The following is a 1,467-nucleotide window of genomic DNA, read 5'->3' on the forward strand; positions in this document are numbered from 1 at the left end:
GGATCCGGCGGCGTGGCTGTCCGAATTCTGCGGCTGGGGGAGGGTGGCATGATCCGGCGAATTCCCCTGTTGCTTGTTCTTCTCGCGACGCCGGCCGCGGCCGATATTCCAACCATCGATGGAACAACACTGGATGAGCGCCAGGACCGGAACGACAAGACCACCGAAATCGACAAGGTCGATCGCGATCGCTACACCACCAATGAAAGCGTCACCTGCGCGGTGTATCGGCCAGGCCGAAAGGATGATCCGGTCGCCGCGGCCAACGCGAATCCGTCAATCGCAGGCATGGTGAGGCGCGTCGCGCGCGAAGAGGGGATTGACGAGAACCAGTTCCTGGCGCTCGTCTATCAGGAGAGCCGCTTCAATCCTTGCGCCAAGTCCAGCGCCGGGGCGATCGGACTGTCCCAGCTCATGCCGGGCACGGCCTCGGACCTCGGCGTCAATCCTTACAACATCGAGCAGAACCTGCGGGGTGGCGCACGGTATTTCAAGCAGCAGCTTAAACGCTTCGACGGAAACGTCTCGCTGGCGCTCGCCGCCTACAATTCCGGTTCGGGAAATGTCGAAAGCTACGGCGGCATTCCGCCTTTTCGCGAGACGCAGGATTACGTCCGCGTTATCACGCAGAAATGGCTGCCGGCCTTCGGCGGGTCTGACAAATCGGGCATTGGCGGCACGAGCATGGCCTATGAAGGCATGCGCTCGAGCACCATCAATTCGATGGGACTAACAAGCGCCACGGGCGACGGGTCAGGCGATGTCACGTCCTGGTTCGAGCAGTTCGGTGCGAAAGCGACCGGCACAGTGCAGGACAGTTGGGACCAGAATTCCGGCGCCCGCAACGCCAACATCGATATGCTCAATCGTATGATCGGTCTCGGCGCCAGCCTGGCCGATCTCGTCAACTCCAGAAATGCGGTCACCCTGAGCGACATTTCCGGCGCCAGCCGCTCCGGCCGCTACCAGGACGGTGACGGCGGTGACAATCGCGCCATTACCGGCTTCTGCGACGATCGCACCGGCCTGGTCTGGAACCCCGAGATCAAAGCTTGCGTCCAACAACTCAACCAGAACGCCGAACTGCTCCTCGTTCCTCAATGACTGGAGATTCCTCATGAGACGCATTCTCTTCCTTGCTGCCGCCACGGCCATCACTTCGACGGTAGCGCGTGCCGATATACCGGTCATCGACAAGACCAACTACGCCGTCGCCAAGGATACGGCTGAGAAGACCTCCAAGATCCTTGACACGAATAAGGATATCCTGATGACGGTCGAAAAGACCCTCCAGGCGGTCACCGGCGATCGAGGCAGCGATGCCGGATCGCTGAAGGTCCTCGCCATCGGCAACGGCTTCAGCGTCACCTCGGTCCCGTCCTTCGACAGTCTTCTGCAGAGCGGCATGCCTAACTTCGGCTCGATGGGGCCCGAGATCGCGAAGGCGGCGACGCTTTTCGTAAACGG

General features: G+C 61.0%; 1 protein-coding gene and 1 pseudogene. Both read left to right on the plus strand.

Annotated elements, in window-relative coordinates; translation table 11 throughout:
• Positions 1–48 precede the first annotated feature (48 nt).
• The gene (locus EN742_RS34860) at positions 49–1,104 is read left to right on the plus strand and encodes a lytic transglycosylase domain-containing protein (RefSeq protein ID WP_128333872.1); all 1,056 of its coding nucleotides are present in this window, start codon (positions 49–51) and stop codon (positions 1,102–1,104) included.
• A gap of 13 nt (positions 1,105–1,117) precedes the next feature.
• Positions 1,118–1,467 (plus strand): annotated as a pseudogene (locus EN742_RS34865) (conjugal transfer protein); the annotation flags it as partial.

The organism is Mesorhizobium sp. M4A.F.Ca.ET.020.02.1.1, from assembly GCF_004022645.1.
GTDB lineage: Bacteria > Pseudomonadota > Alphaproteobacteria > Rhizobiales > Rhizobiaceae > Mesorhizobium.